Genomic DNA, 25072 nt, shown 5'->3' on the forward strand with positions numbered 1-25072 from the left:
CGGTGCGGGTGCGATGAAAAGAGGTTAACCTATGGCTCTGCGTTGGCTCACTGCCGGAGAATCCCACGGCGAGGCGCTCGTCGGCATTATTGAGGGCGTGCCCGCCGGTGTGGAACTCACCAGCGATATGGTGCGTGACGCCCTGGCTCGCCGCCGCCTCGGCTACGGCCGCGGTGCCCGCATGAAGTTCGAGGAGGACCGCGTGCGCATCCTGGGCGGTGTGCGTCACGGCCTGACTCAGGGCGGCCCGGTCGCGATTGAGATTGCGAACACCGAGTGGCCCAAGTGGACTGACGTGATGAGCTCTGACCCGGTGGATCCGAAGCTAATTGAGAACCGTGCCCGTAACGCGGCGCTGACTCGCCCGCGCCCCGGTCACGCCGACTTTACCGGCATGCAGAAGTACAACTTCTCTGAGGCTCGCCCGGTGCTGGAGCGCGCCTCTGCACGTGAGACCGCAACCCGCGTGGCGCTCGGCGTGGTTGCCGCCCAGATTTTGAAGGCTCTGGGTGTTGAGCTGGTTTCTCACACCGTGGCTGTGGGTGGCGTGCACGCTCCCGAGGGTGCCCCGGTGCCTTCGCCCCGCAATGTTGATCAGCTGGACGCTGACCCGCTGCGCTGCTTCGACAAGGCAACTTCCGACGCGATGGTTCAGCGCGTGGACGAGGCACACAAGGACGGCGAGACTCTCGGCGGTGTGGTTGAGGTGCTCGCGTACGGTATGCCTCCCGGACTGGGTTCGTACGTGCACTGGGACCGCCGCCTGGACGCGCGCCTTGCCGCAGCGCTGATGGGTATTCAGGCTATTAAGGGCGTTGAGGTTGGCGACGGTTTCGCGACCGCTGACCGCCCGGGCACTGCCGCTCACGACGAGATTTCCATCGGTGAGCACGGCGTGACCCGCGATACCAACCGTGCAGGTGGTATTGAGGGTGGCATGAGCATCGGTGACCTGCTGCGTGTGCGCGCGGCAATGAAGCCCATTGCGACCGTGCCGAAGGCTCTGAAGACCATTGACACTTCCACCGGTGAAGAGGCTCGCGCCCACCACCAGCGTTCGGACGTGTGTGCTGTTCCCGCCGCCGGCGTGGTGGCGGAGGCTATGGTCGCCCTGGTGCTCGCTGAGGCGGCACTGGAGAAGTTTGGCGGCGACTCCATTGGTGAGACTCGCCGCAACATGGATTCCTACCTGGACGCTATCCCGGCGTCTCTGGCGTGGGAGTCTAACGTGGCTGGTTGGGACGCGTAGTGCCCCTTCCGGCGGAGTCTGAGGGCCGCGGCACGAAGGGTCGCGGTTCCGGGGAGGTTTCTGTGGAGCGGGGTGTTCGCCCGGTCGCTTCGAGCCCCCTTGCGCGTATTGCTGCGGCTACGCAGCGTGCGCGAGGGGGCGCTTCGCCGCGCCCGGAACCCGGCGCAGAACCCGGTGTATCTACTGCGGCTGAGCGGAGTGTTGAGACTGCGGGCGCTGAGGCTGTTGAGGTTGCTGGCGCTGGGGTTCGTGAGACTGTTGCGCGTGAGGATTCTTCCCGCCCGGCTTCTCGCGTGCCCACCCCCGCTGACCTGATGCGTTCTGGCGCCCGCTCCCTGCCCGCCGCCGCTGCGGCGAACACGCAGGGTGTGCGCCTGTACGCCTCCTCGGTGTCTGAGGACGCCGACCCGGCGCTCGGTCTGGACGAGGACCTGCGCCTGAAGCTGCTCAGCGCCCTGCAGGGCATGGGCACCGCCGAAGAGGAATCCGGCAAGGAGCCCGCGACGGCGGAAGCACCCAAGCCGACTGCACCCAAGCCTACACCCGCCAAGCCCGCAGCTCCAAAACCGGTCGCGCCGTCGGTAGTCGCTACGCCGAAGCCTGCCGCGCCCAAGCCGGCACCTCCGAAACAGGCTCAGCCTGCGGCGGGGGAGAGCGCTTCTGCTCCCGTGCAGGAGGCTGAACCGCAGTCTCCGGAACCTCAGCCTGCGCCCGCAGCCCCCGTAGCTATGCCCGCGGCTGAACACGCCAAGCCGGTTCGTCCGACCCCGGCGCTGTTCGGTAAGGTTCAGGTTGCCGCGCCCGCAGAGGCATGCATGCCGGAAGAACCCGTTGCGCTGGAAGAACTGGGCGCGCCGGAAGAAACCCCCGCAGAGGCACTCGCAGAAGACGAGTCCGCCTGCGGTGCTCGCATCCACCCGCAGCAGGTGCGTGAAATGCACGAGAACTTCGCGGAACGCTCCCGCCCCATTGTGCTCATCGGCCCCATGGCGGCAGGTAAGACCTACATTGGTACGCACCTGGCGCGTTTCTACGGCTACGAGTTCCTCGACGCTGACCAGCTCATTGTGGAACGCTACGGCGAAGTCTCCGAGATCTTCGAGATTTTTGGTGAGGCACACTTCCGCGAGCTCGAACGCAAAACCATTGAAGAGGTCCTCACCTCGCCCGTGTACCGCAACACGGTGTTCTCCCTGGGCGGTGGCGCGCCCATGACCGATTCGGTGGCGGAGCTGCTCAAGGACGAATGCGTGGTGTACATCCTCGTTGATGCTGACACCGTCACCCCGCGCATTACCGGCAACAAGACCCGCCCGCTGTTGCAACCGAACCCGGTTGAGCGGTGGACCGAAATTTTTGAGCGCCGCCGCAGCCGATACGAAGAGCTGGCGCACTTCACCCTGGATGCACGAGGCGGCCGCCCCATCACCGAGATGACCGCCGAGATCCAGGCGTACGTGACCGCAACCCGTGCCTCCCGTGCGCAGCGCCCCCAAGCATAACCCCTCACCTGTGAAAGGACACATGATGAGCACTCAGCCCACCCCCACTTTCGGTGCCTCCGGCGCGGAAGATATCACCCGCATCCCGGTGACTGGCAGCTCCCCGCGTGAGAACTATGAGGTTCTCATCGGCCACAACCTGCTCGGTAAAATCCCCGAAATTCTGGGCAACCGCACCAAGAAGGTGCTCGTGATTCACCCGCGTGCCCTGCGTTCCACCGGTGAGCTGGTCATGGAAGACCTGCGTGCCATGGGCTACGAGTCGTTCAGCGCCGAAATCCCGGATGCTGAGGAGGCGAAGCACTACCAGGTGGCGGCGTTCTGCTGGCAGGTGCTCGGTCAGAACGACTTCACCCGCACCGACGCGATCATCTCCGTGGGTGGCGGCGCTATTACCGACGTTGCCGGCTTCGTGGCGGCAACCTGGCTGCGCGGCGTGCGCGTCATCCACATTCCGACCACCCTGCTCGGCATGGTGGACGCTGCCGTGGGCGGTAAGACCGGCATCAACACCGCCGAGGGTAAGAACCTGGTCGGCGCGTTCTGGCCGCCCGCCGCGGTGCTCTGCGAAATCGGCACCCTGCGCACCCTGCCTGAGCATGAGCTGCTGACCGGCATGGGTGAGGTCGTCAAGTGCGGCTTCATCGCAGACCCCGAAATCCTCGATCTGATCGAGGCGAACCCGAACGCCGTACGCGACTCGCAGTCCGCCGTGATGCGTGAACTCATCGAGCGTAGCGTGCGCGTGAAGGCGGAGGTCGTCTCCGAGGACCTGCGCGAATCCGGCCGCCGCGAAATCCTGAACTACGGCCACACCCTCGCCCACGCCATTGAGCGCAACGAGCGTTACCAGTGGCGTCACGGCGCGGCAGTGTCCGTCGGCATGGTCTACGCCGCCGAACTGGCGCTGGCAACCGGCCACGCCGACGAAGAACTCGTGGCACGTACCCGCCGCATCCTCGAATCCCTGGGCCTGCCCACCTCCTACAAGGCAGACGCATGGCCCCAGCTGCTCGAAGCAATGCGCCGCGACAAGAAGGCACGCGGCAACCTGCTGCGCTTCATCATTCTTGACGGTTTGGCTCGCCCGCGCGTCTACGAGGTGCCGGACGACTCGATCCTGTACATGACCTACCAGGAGATTACCGAGTAGGTGACGGGTCCCGTACATTTACCGGATGCACCCGCCACGCGGCTGCCAGCATATGCACACCAGCATGCGGCAGCCGGGCGGGGTGCCACAGAAAAACTGTGGCGCCCCTGCTAGGCAAATTCGTGCGCATCCTGTAGAATGTACGGGACATATTTTTGCTCATTGAAAACTTAGCGCCGCGCCGGGTACCACTACGGCGTGAGCGTCGATGACACGAAGGAGAGCCCCATGGCATCCACCACCGATATTAAGAACGGCGCCGTCCTGAAGATTGACGGCAACCTCTGGTCCGTCGTAGAGTTCCAGCACGTTAAGCCCGGTAAGGGCGGCGCATTCGTCCGCACCAAGCTGCGCAACGTTACCTCCGGCAAGGTCGTCGACCGCACCTTCAACGCTGGCGCTAAGATCGAAACCGCAACCGTTGACCGCTCCGACTACCAGTACCTGTACCAGGACGGCGACGACTACGTCTTCATGGACATGAAGACCTACGACCAGATCAACGTTCCCGCAACCGTTGTCGGCGACGCAGCAAACTACATGCTCGAGTCCCAGACCGCAACCATCGCAATGCACGAGGGCAACCCCCTGTACATTGAGCTGCCCGCATCCGTGGTCCTCGAAATCACCTACACCGAGCCCGGCCTGCAGGGTGACCGCTCCACCGGCGGCACCAAGCCCGCAACCGTTGAGACCGGCTACGAGATCCAGGTTCCCCTGTTCCTGGAGACCGGTACCAAGGTCAAGGTTGACACCCGCACCGGTGAGTACCTCGGTCGCGTGAACGACTAATGAATTCGCGTACGAAAGCCCGATTGCGCGCCCTCGAAGTGCTCTTCGAGGCGGATCAGCGCAACGAAGATTATATTGAGGTACTCCGCCGCCGCCGACTGTACACGGTAGCGCAGATTTCTGCATACTCTGAGGAAATCATTCGTGGCGTCCGCGACCACGACGAAGAAATCCGCGAGTTTGTTGAGACTTACGCCCGTGACTGGTCCTTCGAGCGTATGCCCGCCGTGGACCGTGCCGTGCTGCGTATTGGCACTTGGGAGCTTCTGTACAATGACGAAGTTCCGGATGCTGTCGCAATTTCTGAGGCTGTCGGTCTGGCGCGTGTGCTGTCCACGAATGAATCTCCGAAGTTCGTGAACGGTCTGCTGGATAAGCTCCGTCAGGTGAAGCCGACCCTGCTCGCGTAAGACGTCCCGCCGCGACATGCCCGCCAACCTATGGCTGGTTGGTTTGCCGCCGTTGAGGATGCACCCGCAGGGGAGCGTACGTGAACCCCCCGCCGTACTGTAGTTCGCTACAGGACGGCGGGGGTTTTCTGTGTCTACGCTGCGTTTGGCTGGCGCAGTTCTGCGTGGGGTTCCGGATTTGGTGCGGATGCGCTTGCTGGGTTCGGCGGTATTCGAGGCTTTGCCGGAGCCCGTGGATAGGGGCTGGTGGTAACAGGCGAGGCTTCACCGGACAACGCGGGCGGGGGAGTGCCCCCTCTGCGGCGCTGAGCGCCTCGAGGACGGAGCCCCCGCCCCGCGTGCCCGGTATGCGCCTCGTGCAGTATCAGCTATTCGCTTTGAGCGGATGCGGTCGCCCCGCGTGCCCGGTATGCGCCTCTATGCATACCTCAGATATGCCCTTGTCTGCACCGATATGAACGGAACATTGCCAAAGTGGACAAATAGTGAGCCGGGGTGTGTGCTCTGTGGATATATGTTAGGGTAATGGCATCAACCGATAACATTCCGCTGAATTCCACACGTTGTTGCGTGGATAATTCTGCGGTTTACACAACCACACACCAGAAAAGAACCAACAATGATGTTCAACCGTACTTCTATTGCCGCGCTCTCTGCGGCGATGATGCTCACCCTGTCCGCTTGTTCCGGCGGCGCGCAGGTCAACGCAGAATCGAGCGCTTCCACTTCCGCGAGCACTGAATCCGCAAGCGCCGAAGCTTCCGCAACCCCCACTCCTTCACCTACCCCGACCGGCCCGTCTGGCTCCGAGATTGTACTGGTTCGCCCGAGCGTGGACACCAATAATGATTCGAAGGAAGCTGAAAACGCGGCGCTTGTCGCAGCGTACGCCGTATTGGACCAGCATCTACGTGTTAAGAACGCATGGGTGCATGGAGATCTGGAGCATACCAGCGATGAGGAACTATTGCAGTATGTAGATAAGCGCATTCTTGAAAGCGTTAAAAAGCAGGTAGAGTCTATGCGTAAGCTCGCTGTATCCGCTCCTGTGGAAGGCGATATTGTTTTCCGTGATGTTCGCTTTCCCTCTATCTACAGTTTGGAGCACTCTGACGGTTCTAAGCCGTCGCAGCCTAACGCTGGTATAGCCATCACCTACTGTGAAGATACCAGCAATATTCGTATGTCTGACGGGCGTAGGCTGAACGCCAGCCAAACACGGAGGATTTTTATCGTTCGACGTGATGACGGGGCATATGTTCTCGGCAGTACCGATATTGAGCATGAAGGTTGTGACTATGAGGTAGACGAGGTTGTCTAACCTCCGCCCTTAATCTAATGGGACGCATATCGGGCACACGGGGAGGCTACCCCCGCCTGTGTTGCTCGATATGCGCCTCCAGCAGTCACCGTTTCATAGCCGTCTTTTGGCGGCACAACCACACACCAGAAAAGAACCAACAATGATGTTTAACCGTAGTTCTATTGCCGCGCTCTCGGCGGCAATGATGCTCACCCTGTCCGCATGTTCTGGCGGCTCGCAGGTCAACGCAGAATCGAGCGCATCCACTTCCGCGAGCGCTGAATCGGCAAGCGCCGAAGCTTCCGCAACCCCCACTCCTTCACCTACCCCGACCGGTTCTGAGGTTGTCGAAATCCGTGCCGCCGTTGACACCACCGTTGACTCAGAAGAAGCACGAAAAGCTGCAGGAGAAGCTGCTAAGCAAGTGCTGGAACAGGACGTGCGCCTTCGGAATGCCTGGATGCAGGGGAACCTGGAACATACCAGTGAAAAGGATCTCGCTAAGTATATGGAACCGAAGGGCGTTAAAAGCACCCTGGATGGTTTTGCGGACTTACGTGAAACACTTCAGGAAGGGCCGTTCAGTGGGCAGATTGAAATCCGCGATGTAGAAGTAGTCGAAGTATCTGCCTCAACGGACCAAAACGGGCAGAGCACCCCTAACGCCGTTGTTCGTGTGCAGTATTGCGAAGACTGGGGAAGCCTTCGCTGGCCAACCGGCGAACCTATTGTTCTTGATGATTCTCTCGCAACAGAGGAAATGCGCGAGAACATTATGATTCGTCGACCTGACGGTGTGTTTGTGATTCAGAGTGGCCGCAAAGTTCAGGGTGACTGCAAGCCCTCGCAGCACTAACGCTTTCAGAAATGGGAAGGTACTTGAAGTACATCTGAGTGTGCTTCAACTACCTTCCCACTTCTATTTTTGGCCTCATGCTATAGACGTGCTTCTTCAATAGGTGCTTCTGATATCCCCGCAGCCCCCTCACCGTGAGCGGTCTCTCGCCGAACCTGAACGTAGCCTGTGAACTGTGGTACCCTACTAGAAGCACAAAACCTTTAAATCCGTCCCGTGAGGCGGGGAAGGAGACGGCTATGCCTGGGTCAACTGTACCCACATCCGGCGCGAATCAGGGGCGAAATGTAACCGCAGCCCCCCATTCGGCAACCCCTCAAAGCACCTCCGAGGACGCGACCACCGTCGGCCGCACCATCCTCAGCGAGGACGAAATCCGCCGCGCCCTCACCCGCATCGCCTATGAAATTATTGAAACCAATAAAGGCGTAGAAAACCTCGTACTCATCGGCATCCGCTCCCGCGGCGTGCCCCTCGCCGTACGACTCGCAGCCCGCATCCAAGCCATCGAGCCGAACTTCAACGCAGAAACACGAATCGGTGCCCTGGACATCACCGCCTACCGCGACGACCAGCGAACCGGCGGCGCCACCTCCCCAGAAACCGCAGGGGAAAGCATCATGCCCACCATCGGCATTGAAGGCAAAACCGTAGTCCTCGTTGACGACGTCCTCTACTCCGGCCGCACCGTACGCGCCGCCCTCGACGCACTCAACGCCCACGGACGACCCGCCCTCGTACGCCTGGCAGTCCTCGTAGACCGCGGACACCGGCAACTACCCATCCGCGCCGACCATGTGGGCAAAAACCTGCCCACCAGCGCTAGCGAAACCGTGCGCGTCGTACTGACTGAAACCGACAACGCAACAGACCGAGTTGACATTATCCAGCTGGGAGGGCTCTCATGAAGCATCTGCTCGACACCCGCGAACTAACCCGCGAAGAAGCCATCGAAATCCTTGACGTCGCCGACTACATGGCGCAGGTCAAAGCCGAAAACCGCACCCTCAACGTGCTCAACGGCAAGACCGTCGTCAACCTCTTCTTCGAGGACTCCACCCGAACCCGCCTCTCCTTCGAAGCCGCAGAGAAGCGCCTGGGCGCCGCCGTCACCAACTTCTCCGCTTCTGGCTCCTCCCTGTCTAAGGGCGAGTCGCTCAAGGACACCGCGCAGACCCTCAAGGCGATTGCCGCGGATGCGTTCGTGATTCGCCACTCGGCATCCGGCGCACCGCAGCGCCTCGCCGAGGCAGGCTGGACCGACATCCCCGTACTCAACGCGGGTGACGGCACCCACGCGCACCCCACCCAGGCACTGCTCGACGCCGTGTCCCTGCGCCAGTACAAGGCAGAACGCGACGGCCTCGACAGCCCCCGCGGCACCGACCTGTCCGGCATGCGCGTGCTCATCGTCGGCGACATCCTGCACTCGCGCGTGGCACGCTCCAACCTCTGGCTGCTGACCACCCTCGGTGCGCAGGTCGTCTTCGTCGCGCCGCCGACCCTGCTGCCGCTGAACACCGCCTCCTGGGTTGAAGAAGCAGGCGTAGAAATCTTCCACGACTTCGACGAAGCCATCGCCACCAACCCGGACGCCGTCATGCTGCTGCGCATCCAGAAGGAACGCATGAACGCCGCGTACTTCCCCTCCGCAGAGGAGTACACCGAGCTGTGGGGCCTGACCGCCGAACGCTTCGCAACCCTGCAGGCGCAGCCGCAGCCGGTCGCAATCCTGCACCCGGGCCCCATGAACCGCGGCCTGGAAATCTGCACCGAAGCCGCCGACGCCACCAACTCCTGGGTCTTGCGCCAGGTCAGCAACGGCGTGGCGCTGCGCATGGCGGTGCTCTACCTGCTTCTGACCGACGGCTCCAGCGCCAAGCTCTACGCCGGCGACGAATCCTAAACGACCTTCCTAACGAGAGGAACCAACACCATGAGCAAGTACCTGATTAAGGGCGCAAGCCTCTACGGCGAAAAGGTCGCCGACATCCTCATCGAGGACGGCGTGATTAGCCGCATCGCAGAGAACATTGACGCCGCAGATGCACAGGTCGTCGAGGCGGCAGGCCAGGTGGCGCTACCCGGCCTGGTCGACATCCACACCCACCTGCGTCAGCCCGGCTACGAGGCATCCGAAACCGTCGAGACCGGCACCCGCGCAGCAGCCCTGGGCGGCTACACCGCAGTGTTCGCCATGGCAAACTCCATGCCCGTGGCAGACACCGCCGCAGTCGTTGAGCAGGTTGACCGCCTCGGCAAGGAATCCGCATGGTGCCGCGTGCAGCCCATCGGCGCAGTGACCGTGGGTCTGAAGGGTGAGCGCCTCTCCGACATTGGCGGCATGGCGAACTCCACCGCGAACGTGCGCGTGTTCTCTGACGACGGCATGTGCGTGTACGACCCCGCCGTGATGCGTCGCGCCCTCGAATACGTCAAGACCTTCGACGGCGTTATTGCGCAGCACGCGCAGGAGCCGCGCCTGACCGAAGGCGCCCAGATGAACGAAGGTAAGGTGTCCGCTGATCTGGGTCTGACCGGTTGGCCCGCCGTCGCTGAAGAGGCAATCATTGCCCGCGACGTGCTGCTGGCTGAGCACCTGGACTCCAAGCTGCACATCTGCCACCTGTCCACCAAGGGCTCCATTGAGGTTGTGCGCTGGGCTAAGTCCCGCGGCGTGAAGGTGACCGCGGAGGCAACCCCGCACCACCTGCTGCTCACCGACGAGACCGCACGCACCTACGACCCGGTGTTCAAGGTGAACCCGCCGCTGCGCACCGAAGAGGACGTCATGGCGCTGCGTCAGGCAGTTGCTGACGGCATCATCGACGTGATTGGTACCGACCACGCACCGCACCCGGCAGAGACCAAGGAATGCGAATGGGCATGCGCTGCCAACGGTATGACCGGCCTGGAGCAGGCACTGTCCATCATCCAGATGACCCTGGTTGACACCGGCATGATTACCTGGCGCGATGTGGCACGTATCCTCTCCGAGGAGCCCGCGAAGATTGGTCGCCTAGACCACGAGCAGGGCCGCCCGCTTGCCGAAGGCGAACCGGCAAACATTGTGCTGGTCGATCCGAAGGCAACCCGCGTCATCAAGCCGGAGGAGCAGGCAACCAAGGGTAAGAACAACCCCTACCGCGGCATGGAGGTGCCCGGCTCGATCCGTGCAACCTTCTACGCTGGCCACCCGACCGTGCTGAACGGCGAGCTGGCAACCCCGCGCCGCTAACCCGCGAGGCGAACCGCGTTGTGACCGTACGTGGTGATTGCGCCTGGGCGGTGGTAGGTTCACGCCTGCCACCGCCTCGCCGGGAGGTTCAACCGCGCCGGGAGCACCGCCCCCAACCTCACCAACCCAGACCCACCAACCCGGCCGAGATCATCGACCGAGACCCCAACCGAAAGAGAGAACCTTCGTGGGAAAGTTCCTGACCGCCGTCATCTGCATCGCCCTGGTCGCCCTGTGCATCTACGGCATGTGGCACGGATGGCGCTCGCGCCTGGCACGCCAGGCGAACATGTTCGGCTCCCTCAAGGAAGTTCCCGAACGCTACGAGGGCATGACCGCTGACGCCGCTTTCGAGGGCGAGTACGTCAGCACCACGATTTTCGGTAACTGGCTGGACCGCGTGGGTTTCGATTCGCTCGGCTTCAAGAGCAAGTCCACCCTGCTGATTTACCCGGACAGCATCATCTTCACCCGTAACGGCGCGAAGGACCTGTGGATTCCGGCGAAGAAGCTCGCAGTCATCACCACCGACCGCGGTATGGCGGGTAAGGTTGTGGAGAAGAACGGCCTGGTCGTGATTGGTTGGACCCTCGACGGTCACCGCGTGCAGACCGGCTTCCGCACCCGCTACGCCGAGGACAAGCAGGCGGTACTGCAGGAGCTGCGCCGCATCGCCCCGAACGCGGTGGATGCGCCCGAGAAGTGGGCGGCAGAACCGGAAGCCTAAACCCCGGACAAACCGCGAAACGTATAGATTTTGCCCCACGGCAGGCGAACACCCCGCCGAAGGCACCATAGACTACCCCGGAACCTGCACGGTAGAGGCCGTACAGGAAGCGGGGGAGAACACCAGAGAAAAGGAAGAAGAGCATGACTGACATGACACGATCCGGCGCCCTGCGTACGGACCGCGCGATGCTCGTCCTGGAGGACGGCACCGTCTACCGCGGCTATGGCTACGGCGCAACCGGCGCGTCCCTGGGCGAGGCGGTTTTCTCGACCGGTATGACCGGCTACCAGGAAACCCTGACCGACCCCTCCTACGCGGGTCAGATTGTGGTTCAGACCGCTCCCCATATTGGCAACACCGGCGTGAACACCACCGACGCTGAGTCCCGCAAGATTTGGGTTGCAGGCTACGTGGTTCGCGACGCAGCACGCGTGGCATCCAACTGGCGTTCTGAGCGCACCCTCGACGAAGAGCTCATCGAACAGGGCATCGTCGGTATTCAGGGCATTGACACTCGCGCCCTGACCCGCCGCCTGCGTTCGAGCGGTTCGATGCGTGCGGGCGTGTTCTCCGGTGAGCACGCAGAACGCCCCGAAGCTGAACTGCTGGAGGAGGTGCGCGCCTCCGAGCCGATGGCTGGCCGTAAGCTCGCTGACTCCGTTTCGGTTGACACCGCCTACACCGTTGAGCCGCACCAGTTCAACTGGTTCGCACCCCCGGTCGCAACCATTGTTGCCCTGGACCTGGGCATTAAGTCGATGACCCCGCAGCGTTTCGCTGAGCGTGGCGTGCGCGTGCACGTGCTGCCCGCAAGCGCAACCCTCGAGGACATCTACTCCCACAACCCTGACGGCGTGTTCTTCTCCAACGGCCCCGGTGACCCGGCAACCGCTGACGAGCAGGTTGAGCTGCTACAGGGCGTGCTGCGTAAGGGCACCCCGTTCTTCGGCATCTGCTTCGGTAACCAGCTGCTCGGCCGCGCCCTGGGCTTCGGCACCTACAAGCTGCCTTTCGGCCACCGCGGCATCAACCAGCCGGTCATGGACAAGACCACCGGCAAGGTTGAAATCACCGCGCAGAACCACGGCTTCGCTGTGGACGCGCCGATTGGCGACTACGTGACCGCACCGAACGCCGAGTTCGGTCAGGTCATGGTCTCCCACGTGGGTCTGAACGACAACGTGGTTGAGGGCCTGACCTGTAAGGACATCCCCGCGTTCTCCGTGCAGTACCACCCCGAGGCTGCTGCGGGCCCGCACGATTCCGCCTACCTCTTTGACCGTTTCATCGACCTGATGGTCGCAACCAAGACTGCAAAGGAAGCATAAATGCCTCGTCGTACTGACCTTAATAGCGTCCTCGTCATCGGTTCCGGCCCTATCGTCATCGGTCAGGCAGCGGAATTCGACTACTCCGGCACTCAGGCGCTGCGCGTGCTGAAGGAGGAGGGCGTGCGCGTCATCCTCGTGAACTCGAACCCGGCAACCATCATGACCGACCCCGAGTTCGCGGACGCCACCTACATTGAACCCATCACCCCCGAGGTGATTGAGAAGATCATCGAGAAGGAAAAGCCGGACGCAATCCTGCCGACCCTGGGTGGTCAGACCGCGCTGAACGCGGCTATCTCCCTGGATGAGCGCGGCGTGCTCGCCAAGTACAATGTTGAGCTGATCGGCGCGAACATTGAGGCGATTAACCTCGGTGAGGACCGTGAAGCATTCAAGGGCGTGGTGGAGCGCGCCGGCGGCGAGTCTGCCCGCTCGGTGATCGTTCACTCCATGCCGGAGGCGCTGGAAGCCGCTAAGGAGCTGGGCTACCCGATGGTGGTCCGCCCCTCCTTCACTATGGGTGGTCTCGGCTCGGGTATGGCGTACAACGAGGAAGACCTCTACCGTATTGCCGGTGCCGGTATTCAGTACTCGCCGACCAGCGAGGTCCTGCTGGAGGAGTCCATCCTCGGCTGGAAGGAATACGAGCTGGAGATGATGCGTGACACCAACGACAACGTCGTGGTCGTCTGCTCCATCGAAAACTTCGACCCCGTGGGCGTGCACACCGGTGACTCCATCACCGTGGCCCCCGCACTGACCCTGACCGACCGTGAGTTCCAGAAGCTGCGCGACATCGCGATCAACGTGATTCGTGAGGTTGGCGTGGACACCGGTGGTTGTAACATCCAGTTCGCGATTGACCCGAAGACCGGCCGCATCATCGTCATTGAGATGAACCCGCGCGTGTCTCGTTCTTCGGCGCTCGCGTCGAAGGCTACCGGCTTCCCGATTGCGAAGATTGCGACCAAGCTGTCCCTGGGTTACACCCTGGATGAGATTCCGAACGATATCACCCAGAAGACCCCGGCATCCTTCGAGCCGACCCTCGACTACGTGGTCGTGAAGGTTCCGCGCTTCGCGTTTGAGAAGTTCCCGGCTGCTGACCCGACCCTGACCACCACCATGAAGAGTGTTGGCGAGGCTATGGCTCTGGGCCGTAACTTCACTGAGGCTCTGCAGAAGGCTATGCGTTCGCTGGAGCAGAAGGGCGCGTCCTTCTCGTTCAAGCCGCTGTCCCTGTCTGAGGCTGAGCTGGCTGAGCTGATTGAGAAGACTAAGGTTGCGACCACTCAGCGTATTTACCAGGTTCAGCAGGCTCTGCTGGCCGGTGCTACCGTGGAGCAGCTGCACGAGGCTACCAAGATTGACCCGTGGTTCCTGGATCAGCTGGTGCTGCTGAATGAGGTTGCCGGCGTGGTTCACGCTAAGCGTGACCACCTGGATCCGGAGACCCTGAAGCTGGCTAAGCGTCACGGTTTCTCGGACGCTCAGATTGCTGAGATTATCGGCTCTTCTGAGGATGTTGTGCGCGGTGTTCGCCACGCTCTGGGTATCCGCCCGGTCTTCAAGACTGTTGACACCTGTGCCGCCGAGTTTGAGGCGTTCACTCCGTACCACTACTCCTCCTACGACCTGGAGGATGAGGTTGCGCACCACGAGAAGCCCTCGATTATGATTCTGGGTTCGGGCCCGAACCGTATCGGTCAGGGTATCGAGTTCGACTACTCCTGCGTGCACGCTTCGCTGGTGCTGCGTTCGCTCGGTTACGAGACTGTCATGGTCAACTGCAACCCTGAGACTGTTTCGACTGACTACGATATTTCGACTCGCCTGTACTTCGAGCCGCTCACCCTTGAGGATGTGCTTGAGATTGTTGAGTCGGAGCGTCGTACCGGCGGTCTGATGGGCGTGTTCGTTCAGCTGGGCGGTCAGACTCCGCTGAAGCTGGCTCGTGCCCTGAAGGATGCGGGCGTGCCGATTCTGGGCACCACCCCCGAGGCTATTGACCTGGCTGAGGACCGCGGCGAGTTCTCTCGCGTGCTGGAGGAGGGCGGCCTGATTTCGCCCAAGAACGGTACCGCGTTCACTTTCGAGGGTGCTAAGCGCATCGCCGATGAGATTGGTTACCCGGTTCTGGTTCGTCCTTCGTACGTGCTGGGTGGCCGTGGCATGGAGATCGTCTACGATGAGGCGAACCTGGCACGCTACCTGGAGAACGCTACCGAGGTTTCGCCTTCGCAGCCTGCTCTGATTGATAAGTTCCTTGAGGACGCTATCGAGATTGACGTTGACGCCCTGTTCGACGGCGAGGAGCTGTACTTGGGCGGCGTCATGGAGCACATTGAGGAAGCCGGTATTCACTCGGGTGACTCCTCTTGTACTCTGCCTCCGATTACTCTCGGCCCGGACATCATCGCGAAGGTGAAGGACGCTACCGAGAAGATTGCTCGCGGTACCGGTGTGCGCGGCCTGATTAACATTCAGTTCGCGTACGTGTCTGAGAACCTGTACGTGATTGAGGCGAACCCGCGTGCCTCTCGTACTGTTCCGTTCGTGTCGAAGGCTACCGGCGTGCAGATGGCTAAGGCTGCTGTGCTGATTGGTCTGGGCAAGAGCATTGCGGAGCTGAAGGCTGAGGGCTACCTGCCGTCGAACATGGATGGCGCGTCCCTGCCTGAGGAGACCGCGATTGCTGTGAAGGCTGCGGTTCTGCCGTTCGCTCGTTTCCGCACTCCCGAGGGTGTGGTGGTCGATTCGCTGCTGAGCCCGGAGATGCGTTCGACCGGTGAGGTCATGGGTCTGGATAAGCACTATGACACCGCGTTCGCGAAGGCTCAGGCTGGTGCTGGTTCGCCGCTGCCGACCTCCGGTAAGGTGTTCATTTCGGTGGCTAACCACGATAAGCGTAACGTCATTATTTACGCGAAGATGCTGGAGTCGCTGGGCTTCGAGATTGTTTCGACCGGTGGTACCGCTGAGATTCTGCGCCGTAACGGCCTGAACTCGGTGATTGTGGCTTCGAAGTTCGCTGAGGCGAATGGCGACCACTCGATTGTGGACATGGTCCGCAACGGTGACATTGACCTGATTCTGAACACCCCTGCCGGTGGCGCTGCTCGTAGCGATGGTTACGAGATTCGTGCCGCTGCGGTTTCGGTGGGCTGCCCGGTCATGACCACTATTTCTGAGTTCGCTGCGGCTGTTCAGGCGATTAATGCTCTGCGTGAGCACAGCTGGGACATCATGAGCCTGCAGGAGCACGGCGTTCAGCTGGCTGCCGCTGTGGATGCTCGTTCTGAGGGTGGCGAGGCGTAATGTCCGCCGCTTTTGGTGATCGCCTGGCGAAGGCGATGGCGGAGCGCGGCCCGCTGTGTGTGGGTATTGACCCGCATCCGAACCTGCTGGAGCAGTGGGGTCTTGAGGATTCCGCTGCCGGCCTGGCTGCTTTTACTGAGGCGGTCTATGAGGGTTGCGCCCCGTTTGCGGCGGCATTGAAGCCTCAGGTGGCGCTGTTTGAGCGTCACGGTTCGGCTGGTCTTGCTGTGCTGGAGGCGCTGTTCGCCCGCGCTGCCGCTGATGGTGTGCTGATTGTTGCTGACGCTAAGCGCGGCGATATCGGTTCGACCATGAAGGCGTACGCGGATGCGTGGCTCGGCTCGTCTTCGCCGCTGGGTACCGATTCGGTGACTTTGAGCCCGTATCTGGGTTTTGAGTCGCTGCGTCCGGCGCTGGATTTGGCGGATGAGAATGACCGCGGCACGTTCGTGCTGGCGCTGACCTCGAACCCTGAGGGTAAGAGCGTTCAGCACGTGGGCGCATCGGAGTCCGAGGGCGCGGTGGCCAAGCGCATTATTGCCGCGGCGGTAGCCGAGAACGCCTCCCGCCAGTGGGAGCAGATGGGCCCGTGCGGCCTGGTGGTCGGTGCGACCGTCGGCCAGGCGCTGGTTGACCTGGGTATTGACCTGGGTTCCTTCAACGGCCCGATTCTGTCGCCGGGTTACGGTGCGCAGGGCGCTTCGGCGGCTGATCTATACCGCGTGTTTGCTGGCGTTGAGTCGCAGGTGCTGGTGAATTCTAGCCGTGGCGTGCTGGCCGCTGGTCCCTCGGTTGAGGGCCTGGCGCAGGCTGCGCAGGCGGCTCGTGATGACCTGTTGGCGGCTCGCGGCGCATAGTTCGCGTGTTGCGTGAGGGGCGTGTGCTCCGGGTGGATTCTGTTGAGGGTCTGCTCGGGGTGCGCGCCCCTTTTGCGTACCCCTCGTGCGTGCCTGTTTTATCGCATTTTTTCGGTACACCCGCATGCATAATTTTGCCGCCGTGCACTCGCGCCGATGCGAGTTTGCTCACCTCTGTAGCGGGGGAGTGCGCCCGCTCTATGAGGTGCGTGCGTGGCTCCACTTTTGATAGGGCGAATACTCCGCTATGCTATAGGGGTACTCCCTGATATTTACGTGCTGACGTGCGTAGACGCATTGTTGGTGCGAGGGTGAGTGCCGCGGGTGGAACGAGGATTCTCGTGTCATCCGTGTTACATTAGTTGATAAGTAAAATTCTATAACTCGCAGAAATGGGGGACCCAACCATGCCGCTGACTCCGCTAACTGAGGATGCGCGCGCCTCCGCCCGCGAGAAGGCAGTACTTGCCCGAGCACACCGCCAGGAAATTAAGCGTGCACTGAGTGACCGTGAACTTTCCGTGCGTCAGGTGCTCGACATGGTCGATTCCGACCCTGCACTGGCTAAAATGCCGGTGGGGCAGATGTTGCGCGCACTTCCGGGCATTGGTGCCGTTCGAGCTGAACGCATCATTGAAGAACTTCATATTGCACCGACTCGCCGCCTTGGCGGCCTTGGTGTACACCAGCGTCGCAAGATGGTGGAGTACTTCAACCGTAATTCGCGGTATTTGAACCGTGCACGTCGCAGGACTAATACTCTGCCTCCTGAATCTTCTCAGCCCTAATACCTCGTGCCTTCAGCCGATGAAGGTGCAGTAAGGAAGCTATGTCTCAGCCGACTCTCACCGTACTGGCTGGCCCCACTGCTGTTGGCAAGGGTACGGTGTGCCAGTACATTCGTGAGAACTACCCGAACGTGTGGTTCTCTGTTTCCGCTACCACTCGTGATCCTCGCCCCGGTGAGGTTGACGGTACTCACTACTATTTCGTTTCGATGGAAGAGTTTGACCAGATGATTGCTGACGGTCAGATGCTTGAGTACGCTGTGGTGCACGGTAAGAACAAGTACGGTACTCCGCGCGCTAAGGTCCAGGAGGCTCTGGATGCTGGCCGCCCGGTGATCCTTGAGATTGACCTGCAGGGTGCTCGCCAGATTCGCGAGACCATGCCTGATGCTCGCCTGATTTTCTTGGCTCCTCCGAGCTGGGATGAGCTGGTGTCGCGTCTGGTGGGTCGAGGTACCGAGAGTGAGCAGGAGCAAGCTCGTCGCCTTGAAACCGCGAAGGTTGAGCTGGCTGCTGAGAAGGAATTTGACGTCACGGTCGTCAACGACTCTGTTGAGCGTGCGGCGAAGGAGATTGCTGAGCTGATTGGCGCCGCCTAATCTGCATGCTTTGCGTTTGCGGTGGGGCTAGAGTTTCTTCCGACCTGTAGTTCTGCCGCGAGGCGTTGTGAAGGGTGGGGTTTCGAAGAGTTTTCTTCGGGCCCCACCTTTTTCTATGGGCTGACACCTTTTGTCCAGGCTGGTACGTGCGTTTTAGCCGTTGAGAGGGTAGAATAGTTCTTTAGTTTTGACCGTGCCCTCAGTGCGCCCGGTTTGCGCCATAGCGCGAACGGTGTGCGGGGGTGTTCGGTACGTACATTCCATCAAGCTATTTGGAGTTTTAGTGGCAAACGAAATCAAGGAACACGAGGACTACAACTTCGTTGACGGTGTCGCTCCCGAGGGCATCGTGAGCCCCAGCGCTGACGCGCTGATTGAGAAGGCGGAGTCCAAGTACGGCCTGGTGATTTTCGGTGCCCGCCGTGCACGCCAGATTAACGCGTACTACGCTAACCTGCAGGACAATACTGCTGCGCACGTTGGCCCGCTGGTTGACGCTGAGTCGAACGAGAAGTCCCTGTCGGTGGCAATGCGTGAAATCATTGCTGACCGTGTTGTGGCGGAGCACCGCCCGGACGCTAAGTTCGACGAGGACGGCTACCCGATTCCCGAGGATCTGTCCGCTGTGATTGATTTCAGCGCGGCTGAGTTCTCTGGCGCTATCGAGGAGGAGTACATCCCCGCAGGTAGCGAAGAGGTTATGCTATCGAAGAGGTTATCCTCGACGAGTCCGCTGAGTAATCTGCTTCTACAAGGATTCTTTGACGTACCATGCGCATTATCGTTGGTATTGGAGGGGCATTGCTGCGTACAAGGCGGCGATGCTCCTTCGTCTTTTTGCGAAGAATGGCGACGAGGTGATTGCCATGCCCACCCCGAACGCGACGAAGTTCGTGGGTGTTCCCACTCTGGAGGCGCTGAGCGGCAACCCCGTCTCAACGGACGTATTTGACCGCGTGCCGGAGGTGAACCATGTGCGTCAGGCTGAACAGGCTGACGCTGTGGTGATTGCCCCGGCGACCGCTGATTTGCTGGCTCGTTTGGCGGCTGGTCGTGCGGATGATCTGCTGTCCTCTACGGTGTTGACGACGCACGCCCCGGTGATTTGGCGCCGGCGATGCACACCCAGATGTGGGAGCATCCGGCGACTCAGGCGAATGTGCAGACGCTGCGTTCGTGGGGTTATCACGTGATTGAGCCTGCGATTGGGCGTTTGACGGGCCCGGATTCTGGTCCGGGTCGCATGCCTGAGCCGGAGGATATTTTCACGGTGGCTCTGGATGTGATTGCCCGCTTCCCGAAGGGTCAGGTGCACCCGGTGTACACGCCCGGTTACGCGCCGACTGAGCCCCTGTACACGGGTACGGAGCAGGAGCGTATGGCGGCGGCGCGTGCGGCGACGCTGACTTCGGCGCTGCTGGGCCAGGGTGATTCGGGCAAGACTGAGCCTGGTCAGATTGAACCCAGCCAGGCAACTGGCGCATCCGAATCGCTGCGTGGCCCTCTGGCTGGTCGCCTCGTGGTCATTACCGCCGGCGGTACCCGTGAGGCGCTGGACCCGGTACGCTTCCTCGGCAACCGTTCGACCGGCAAGCAGGGTGTGGCGCTCGCGGAGGCGGCACGCGACCTGGGCGCGACCGTTCACCTGATTGGTGCGAACCTTGAGGTTCCTGCGCCGGAGGGTGTGCAGGTGACCCGCGTGGTGAGCGCCCTGGAGCTGCGCGAGGCGACCCTTGAGGCGAGCGCGGCGGCAGATGTGCTGATCATGTCTGCGGCGGTGGCTGATTTTAGGCCCGCCGAGTTTGCCGAGTTCAAGATTAAGAAGAGCGCCGATTCTGAGGATGCGCCGGTGATTCAGCTGGTGCGCAACCCGGATATTCTGCGTGAGGTCGTGGTGCGCCGCCAGCAGGCTCGTGAGGCAGGGGAGAGCACCCTCGGTCCGAAGCTCATTGTTGGTTTTGCGGCGGAGACCGGTTCGGCGGAGAAGACTCCGTTGGAGCTGGGTCGTGAGAAGCTGCAGCGTAAGGGCACGGACTTCCTGGCGGTCAATACGGTGGGTGTGAATCGTGGTTTCGGCACGGACGATAACACGATTACGCTGCTGTCGACTCTGAATGATGAGGCGCCGGTGTTCTCCGGTTCGAAGAAGGAACTGTCCGTGCGTCTGTTGGAGCATGTGGCGGCGTTCCTGCCTGAGCTTTCTGCCTAAGCTTTTGGCCTGAGCTTTCTGTCTAAGACAACCTGGCGCATCCGCGTATAGTTGCGGAGCGTTCATAGTTCGAAACGTTCGTGGCGTGGAGCCCGTGCGGTGCCTCCTGTGGGAGTACCGTGCGGGCTTTGCTGTACCCTCCAAATCTGCTATACCCCGGCTCTGCTGCCTGCCTGCTCCTCCGTAGCTCTGCCGCCCGCCTTCTTCTGTAGCCCCTTGGAGAGCATTATGCGCAAGCACTTGTGATGCGGGTTTCTTTCTTCTGGGGTTCACTCGGGGAGTGCCTCATATTTCTGTCATACTGGTGAAATTTCTGACCGTACCCCTGAACCGTCAGATAAAGGTCTTGTATCATGGCATAGAGAGTATTTCGCGTTGAAGGGGAAGAAGCACCATGCCCGAGAATCAGAGCAAGCCCGCCACGGTAGAGTCCGCCCAGAGTGAGGAGCGCCCTCAGATTCTGGTGATCACCGGTATTTCCGGTGCAGGCCGCAGTACTGTCGCAAATGTACTGGAGGATGAGGGCTGGTACGTTATCGATAACATCCCGCCGCAGATGCTCGGTTCCCTGGCTGAGCTGGTGACCCGCGACGGTGCGCGAGTTCCGAAGGTGGCGCTCGGTATTGACGTTCGCGCCCGCGCCCTGTTCTCCGATCTTCCCGCTGCGATTGAGACTCTGCGCAAGTCCGATATTGACTTCTCCATGCTCTTCCTTGACGCCAAGGATGAGACCATTATTGCCCGCTACGAGGCTCAGCGCCGCCCGCACCCGCTGCAGGTGAGGGCCGCGTCCTCGATGGCATCCGCGCTGAACGCACTCTCTTTGAAGGTCTGCGCCTCGCTTCTGACCGCACCATTGACACCACCGGCATGAACGTTCACGAGCTGGCTCGTACCGTGCGTGAAATGTTCGCTGAGGGTGCGGATAAGAAGCTGAACCTGACCGTGATGAGCTTCGGCTTCAAGTACGGTGCGCCTTCGGACGCTAACTATATGGCTGATATGCGTTTCATCCCGAACCCGCACTGGGTTCCGGAGCTGCGCCCCTGACCGGTCAGGACGCCCCGGTGCGCGACTACGTGCTGGAGCACGCGGGCACCGAGGAGTTCATCAGCAACTACCTTGCGGCTCTTCGCCCCGTGCTTGAGGGCTACCGCCGCGAGGGCAAGTACTACGCCACCATCGCTATTGGCTGCACCGGTGGTAAGCATCGTTCCGTGGCTGTGACGGAGGAACTGGCTCGTCGTCTCTCTGCTTTCGGTGAGCTGAACGTGAATGTTCAGCACCGTGACAAGGGCCGCGAGTAAGTTTTCCCGGCGCGTCCCAACCACCGCGTCGTGATTCATTAGCCGCCGTCCGGCCCCGCACCCGTGGACCGGCATACCATTCCTTCCGGGTATGTGAGGTATTACTATGTCCACCCATTCGACCAGTTATGACACTCAGGTATTCCGCGCCTGCCGGCTCTGCCGACTCAGGCTCTGCGCCTGTTGAAGACCACGCACCGTTCGCCGAAGGTCACGGCGATGGCGGCGGCCACGGGCTGTACGGTTCCCTGTCTGCGCTTCGCCACGTCACGCCTGATTTGACGGCTGTTGTGACGGTTGCTGACGATGGCGGTTCGTCGGGTCGTTTGCGTGAGGAGATGGGTATTCTCCCTCCCGGGGACTTGCGTATGGCGCTTTCTGCGCTGTGTGATGACACCGATGGGGTCGCACGTGGCGTGATGTATGCAGCATCGTTTTAGCGCGCCCGAAGGTTATGAGGGTGAGTTCCCGCTGGATTACCACGCTCTCGGTAACCTGCTGATTGCTACTCTCTGGCAGCTGCTGGATGACCCGGTTGCCGGTCTGGACTGGCGGGTGCCCTGCTGAACGCGCGCGGCCGCGTGCTACCGATGGCGCTGGATCCGATGGTCATTTACGGCACCGTGCTGCGTGAGCATAACGGTGCGGTATTGAGCGTGTGAAGTGGTCGGCCAGGTGAACCTCTCGAAGAGGAACGGGTTCACGATATTGGTCTGACCCCTGAGAATGCTCGCCCCTGCCGGAGGCGCTCTCCGCTATTGAGGAATCCGATTGGATTGTTTTGGGTCCGGGTTCGTGCGTACGTCGGTTCTGCCGCATCTGCTGTTGGACGCTCAGCGTGGGCATTATCCGCACGGGAGGCGCGCCGCTGCGTGGTCATGAACTCTCCGATGATAAGGAGACGGTCGGTTTCACCCCGGCAACGCACCTGGATTTGTTGCGCCCAGTACGCCCCGAAGCTTCACCTTGACGCGGTGATTGCTGACGCTGACATGCAGGCTGATCACCGTTCCGAGCTGGAGCGGGAGGCTTCTGCGATGGGTGCGAAGGTTGTGTGGGCGCATCTGCGTTCGAGCTCCCAGCCGAATGTGCACGACCCGCTGAAGCTTGCGGCTGCGTAAACGAAGCGTTGAGCTGAGCTCTTAGATTGACTGGCTGATTTGCGGCTCAGGCGTGATGCTTGAGCTGGCTGTTTGTGCGCTCTTTTCCTGATTTTAGACTTTAACACTACGCCCAGAAGACCTTCATGGCATTAACCACGCTCGTCAAGACGAATCGCCAACTACGAGGCAACGAAAGTCTCTGCTCGTAAGGCAGAAATCTCTACGATTCTGCGTTTTACCGGAGGCCTGCACATCGTCTCGGGGCGAATCGTGGTGGAGTCTGAGGTCGACCACGAGGCAACCGCCCACCGCATGCGCCGCACCATCGCGGAGATTTACGGTCACGGACTCTGAGCTGACCAGCTCAGCGGTGTGCCTGCGTCGAGGCGGCCGCTACATTGTGCGTGTGGATCACGGCGGTGAGGCACTGGCTCGCCAGACCGGCCTGCTGGATTTGCGTGGCCGCCCGGTGCGTGGCCTGCCGCCGGCTGTGGTGAACGGCTCCCTGCAGGACGCCGAGGCGGTTATGCGCGGTGCGTTCTTGGCGCACGGTTCGCTGACTGAGCCGGGTCGTTCCTCCTCCCTGGAGATTACCTGCCCGGTCCGGAGGCGGCACTCGCGCTGGTGGGTGCGGCTCGTCGCCTGGAGATTATTGCGAAGGCACGCGAGGTGCGCGGCACCGACCGTGTGGTGGTGCGTGACGGCGAGACCATTTCGCAGCTGCTGGAGCGTATGGGCGCGACTAGCACCCTGACCACGTGGCGTGAGGCGCGCACCCGCAAGGAGGTTCGTGCGACCGCGAACCGTCTGGCGAATTTTGATGATGCGAACCTGCGCCGTAGCGCTCAGGCGGCTGTTGCGGCGAGCGCCCCGTGGAGCGTGCCCTGCAGATTCTGGGGCATGAGGCGCCGGATCATCTGCGTTATGCCGGTGAGCTGCGTGTGCTGCATAAGCATGCGTCGTTGGATGAGCTGGGTCGTCTGGCTGATCCGCCGATGACGAAGGACGCGATTGCGGGCCGTATTCGTCGCCTGCTGGTGATGGCTGATAAGCGTGCTTCGGAGCTGGGTGTTCCCGGTACTGAGTTGCCGCGCGAGGACTAAGCGAAGGCTAGATTCTGCTCTCAAACGGTGTGGGAAGCTCGTGTGGCTGAGGTGTTTGTGACGGCTTTGTGACAAGCCGCAACCCGCTGTTTTTGAACAAAACCGCATATTTTTCAAAAATGAACCTGTGGATGGCTCCTTTCGCGCCGATCGAGGGAGTTATCCACAGGTTCTTTGCGTGCGCTCGTGCGTTCACGCGCGTGAGCCTAGGGTAGGGGTATGACGAGCATGACCCCAACCCCGACCAGAATGCTGTACAGAGCCCTGTGCAAGACAACGCACCCCAGCAGGGTGGCAGCCAGCCGGCGGCGCGCAGCGTAGCGCCCGTTCCCTGATGAACAGCCTCTACCGCAGCCCCCGCGCCCGCAAGAACGGTGCGCCGGATGCCGAGGACACCGTACCTCTGGCTATTGCCGCTGAGGTAACGCCCGCGGAGGTAGCTGCCGAAGAAGCTGAGGCACCGCAGCCTGAATTTTCGCTGCCTAATTCTTCTCAGCCCGGCACCGCACAGCCCAGGGCGAGCCAGCCCGTACCTACCGGCGACCTGTACCTACCAGCAAGCCCACGGCATCCCAGCCGGAGTCGAATGGTTGGGCTGACTGGGATCAGCAGCCCGATTGGAACGAGGTGGACGACTGGGCGGAGTGGGAGCAGACCGATCAGCCCGGCACCACCCGCAGTGCCCGTTGGGGCTTGTCGCCGCGCGTGCTGCTTCTGGTGGCGGTGTTGGCGTTGGTTGCCGTGGTGTGGGGTGTGACCCAGTTTTCGGCGGCGCCGCGTGCCGAGCAGGTCGCCTCCCCGGGCGCTTCTGCCGAGTCGGTGCAGGCGGTGGGTGCCCAGCAGAGCCCCGGAACTCAACCCGGCACCCAGTCCGCTACTCAATCTACTGCCCAGCCGGGCGCTAACCGAGTGAATCTGCGCAGGGTGGCGCCTCCGGTGAGGCTACCGTGCGGGTGCACGTGGCGGGTGCCGTGAACAATCCGGCGTGTACACGCTACCCGCAGGGTCGTGCCGTGGATGCGATTGCCGCCGCCTCCGGTGCCGCCGCGGATGCTGACCTGGACCGCGTAAACCTTGCCGGTGCGCTCAGTGACGGGGTGCAGATTTATGTGCCCCATCGTGGTGAGACGGCTGCTCCGGCGCAGATTCAGCCCAATGGTGGAACGGCAAATGCGGGTCAGGGTAACGCGGCGAATGGTGCAGCGCAGAACGGCGCTTCTCAGG

20 protein-coding genes and 5 pseudogenes are annotated in these 25072 nt (G+C 61.6%); all 25 read left to right on the plus strand.

The features are described 5' to 3' along the window. Positions 1 to 31 precede the first annotated feature (31 nt). Positions 32 to 1249 (plus strand): chorismate synthase, encoded by a 1218-nt coding sequence (aroC, locus tag LPB405_RS08880; RefSeq protein WP_219101366.1) that lies wholly within the window; start codon positions 32 to 34, stop codon positions 1247 to 1249. Next, a complete protein-coding gene (locus LPB405_RS08885; RefSeq protein ID WP_219101368.1) occupies positions 1249 to 2751 on the plus strand; it encodes a shikimate kinase in 1503 nt (500 codons plus the stop codon). Before aroC ends, LPB405_RS08885 begins: the two co-directional genes overlap by 1 nt. Positions 2752 to 2776: 25 nt before the next feature. Next, on the plus strand, positions 2777 to 3904 hold the full coding sequence (gene aroB, locus LPB405_RS08890; RefSeq protein WP_005505930.1) for a 3-dehydroquinate synthase: 1128 nt from the start codon (positions 2777 to 2779) through the stop codon (positions 3902 to 3904). A 228-nt stretch (positions 3905 to 4132) separates the two neighbouring features. Next, positions 4133 to 4696, plus strand: coding sequence for an elongation factor P (gene efp, locus LPB405_RS08895; protein WP_219101370.1), 564 nt, complete (start codon positions 4133 to 4135; stop codon positions 4694 to 4696). Beyond that, the gene (nusB, locus tag LPB405_RS08900; RefSeq protein WP_005505934.1) at positions 4696 to 5106 is read left to right on the plus strand and encodes a transcription antitermination factor NusB; all 411 of its coding nucleotides are present in this window, start codon (positions 4696 to 4698) and stop codon (positions 5104 to 5106) included. The genes efp and nusB overlap by 1 nt, the downstream gene beginning before the upstream one ends. 619 nt (positions 5107 to 5725) lie before the next feature. Further along, positions 5726 to 6427, plus strand: a complete 702-nt coding sequence (locus tag LPB405_RS08905; protein ID WP_070738471.1) for a hypothetical protein — start codon at positions 5726 to 5728, stop codon at positions 6425 to 6427. A 142-nt stretch (positions 6428 to 6569) separates the two neighbouring features. Next, complete coding sequence (locus LPB405_RS08910; protein WP_239664819.1) at positions 6570 to 7265, plus strand: methyl coenzyme M reductase subunit gamma; 696 nt, start codon at positions 6570 to 6572, stop codon at positions 7263 to 7265. A gap of 239 nt (positions 7266 to 7504) precedes the next feature. After that, complete coding sequence (gene pyrR, locus LPB405_RS08915; RefSeq protein ID WP_257604916.1) at positions 7505 to 8173, plus strand: bifunctional pyr operon transcriptional regulator/uracil phosphoribosyltransferase PyrR; 669 nt, start codon at positions 7505 to 7507, stop codon at positions 8171 to 8173. After that, positions 8170 to 9171, plus strand: coding sequence for an aspartate carbamoyltransferase catalytic subunit (locus LPB405_RS08920; RefSeq protein WP_005508724.1), 1002 nt, complete (start codon positions 8170 to 8172; stop codon positions 9169 to 9171). The genes pyrR and LPB405_RS08920 overlap by 4 nt, the downstream gene beginning before the upstream one ends. Before the next feature lie 30 nt (positions 9172 to 9201). Then, on the plus strand, positions 9202 to 10503 hold the full coding sequence (locus tag LPB405_RS08925) for a dihydroorotase (RefSeq protein ID WP_219101372.1): 1302 nt from the start codon (positions 9202 to 9204) through the stop codon (positions 10501 to 10503). A gap of 187 nt (positions 10504 to 10690) precedes the next feature. After that, positions 10691 to 11230 carry a PH-like domain-containing protein gene (locus LPB405_RS08930; protein WP_200963021.1) on the plus strand — a complete coding sequence of 180 codons (540 nt, stop codon included), beginning with the start codon at positions 10691 to 10693 and terminating at the stop codon, positions 11228 to 11230. A gap of 143 nt (positions 11231 to 11373) precedes the next feature. Beyond that, positions 11374 to 12561, plus strand: coding sequence for a glutamine-hydrolyzing carbamoyl-phosphate synthase small subunit (gene carA / locus LPB405_RS08935; protein WP_219101374.1), 1188 nt, complete (start codon positions 11374 to 11376; stop codon positions 12559 to 12561). After that, entirely contained in the window at positions 12562 to 15882 is a 3321-nt protein-coding gene (gene carB / locus LPB405_RS08940; RefSeq protein ID WP_219101376.1) for a carbamoyl-phosphate synthase large subunit, read from the plus strand. It begins immediately after the preceding gene. Continuing rightward, positions 15882 to 16739: an orotidine-5'-phosphate decarboxylase gene (gene pyrF / locus LPB405_RS08945; protein WP_219101378.1), complete on the plus strand. Its 858-nt coding sequence runs from the start codon at positions 15882 to 15884 to the stop codon at positions 16737 to 16739. Before carB ends, pyrF begins: the two co-directional genes overlap by 1 nt. Positions 16740 to 17146: 407 nt before the next feature. Further along, positions 17147 to 17527 carry an integration host factor, actinobacterial type gene (gene mihF, locus LPB405_RS08950; RefSeq protein ID WP_070666537.1) on the plus strand — a complete coding sequence of 127 codons (381 nt, stop codon included), beginning with the start codon at positions 17147 to 17149 and terminating at the stop codon, positions 17525 to 17527. A gap of 41 nt (positions 17528 to 17568) precedes the next feature. Beyond that, positions 17569 to 18126 carry a guanylate kinase gene (gene gmk, locus LPB405_RS08955; RefSeq protein ID WP_005505951.1) on the plus strand — a complete coding sequence of 186 codons (558 nt, stop codon included), beginning with the start codon at positions 17569 to 17571 and terminating at the stop codon, positions 18124 to 18126. Positions 18127 to 18529: 403 nt separating this feature from the next. Continuing rightward, positions 18530 to 18622 (plus strand): annotated as a pseudogene (locus LPB405_RS09110) (DNA-directed RNA polymerase subunit omega); the annotation flags it as partial. 275 nt (positions 18623 to 18897) lie between these two features. Continuing rightward, positions 18898 to 20335, plus strand: a pseudogene (locus tag LPB405_RS08965) (bifunctional phosphopantothenoylcysteine decarboxylase/phosphopantothenate synthase). Positions 20336 to 20729: 394 nt separating this feature from the next. Further along, positions 20730 to 21642: pseudogene (rapZ, locus tag LPB405_RS08970) on the plus strand (RNase adapter RapZ). A 128-nt stretch (positions 21643 to 21770) separates the two neighbouring features. After that, the gene (locus LPB405_RS09115) at positions 21771 to 22082 is read left to right on the plus strand and encodes a 2-phospho-L-lactate transferase CofD family protein (RefSeq protein ID WP_257604917.1); all 312 of its coding nucleotides are present in this window, start codon (positions 21771 to 21773) and stop codon (positions 22080 to 22082) included. Next, positions 22066 to 22209, plus strand: coding sequence for a hypothetical protein (locus tag LPB405_RS09120; RefSeq protein WP_257604918.1), 144 nt, complete (start codon positions 22066 to 22068; stop codon positions 22207 to 22209). Before LPB405_RS09115 ends, LPB405_RS09120 begins: the two co-directional genes overlap by 17 nt. Positions 22210 to 22616: 407 nt before the next feature. After that, positions 22617 to 22763: a hypothetical protein gene (locus LPB405_RS09125; protein WP_257604919.1), complete on the plus strand. Its 147-nt coding sequence runs from the start codon at positions 22617 to 22619 to the stop codon at positions 22761 to 22763. 125 nt (positions 22764 to 22888) lie between these two features. Then, positions 22889 to 23848, plus strand: a pseudogene (gene whiA / locus LPB405_RS08980) (DNA-binding protein WhiA). A gap of 627 nt (positions 23849 to 24475) precedes the next feature. Beyond that, positions 24476 to 24823: a hypothetical protein gene (locus LPB405_RS09130; RefSeq protein ID WP_257604920.1), complete on the plus strand. Its 348-nt coding sequence runs from the start codon at positions 24476 to 24478 to the stop codon at positions 24821 to 24823. Next, positions 24820 to 24900: pseudogene (locus tag LPB405_RS09135) on the plus strand (hypothetical protein); the annotation flags it as partial. The gene LPB405_RS09130 and the pseudogene LPB405_RS09135, both read left to right, overlap by 4 nt. Positions 24901 to 25072: the final 172 nt, after the last annotated feature.

This window comes from Rothia mucilaginosa, from assembly GCF_019334805.1.
In the GTDB taxonomy this organism is placed as follows: domain Bacteria; phylum Actinomycetota; class Actinomycetes; order Actinomycetales; family Micrococcaceae; genus Rothia; species Rothia mucilaginosa_C.